At 57.5% G+C, this 275-nt stretch carries 1 protein-coding gene; it reads left to right on the top strand.

Features of this window, described 5'->3' with window-relative positions; genetic code table 11:
• Positions 1-275: cytochrome b/b6 domain-containing protein (locus tag SB822_RS56870; protein ID WP_410859074.1), on the top strand; the 275-nt coding region annotated here is incomplete at both ends.

Here is a 275-nt window from a genome sequence, read left to right on the forward strand (position 1 = left end):
CTTGCGCTGCGCTTCTGGCATCACAACTATCTCGATGCCGACGACCGGCAATGGCTGCGACAGATCAACGATGTGCTTACGAACCGCGAAGACAGGCTGCCCGAAGTCGGCAGATACAACGCCGGACAGAAGCTGCTGTTCTTTGTCCTGGTGCTGTGTCTGCTGCTGTTGCTGCTGAGCGGCATCGTCATCTGGCGAGCGTATTTCGCGTTCTATTTCCCGATTGAAGTGGTGCGCGTCGCGGCTGTGATTCATGCCGTAACCGCGTTCGTGCT

The sequence above is a fragment of the Paraburkholderia sp. SIMBA_054 genome (assembly GCF_046534875.1).
GTDB classification, from domain to species: domain Bacteria; phylum Pseudomonadota; class Gammaproteobacteria; order Burkholderiales; family Burkholderiaceae; genus Paraburkholderia; species Paraburkholderia hospita.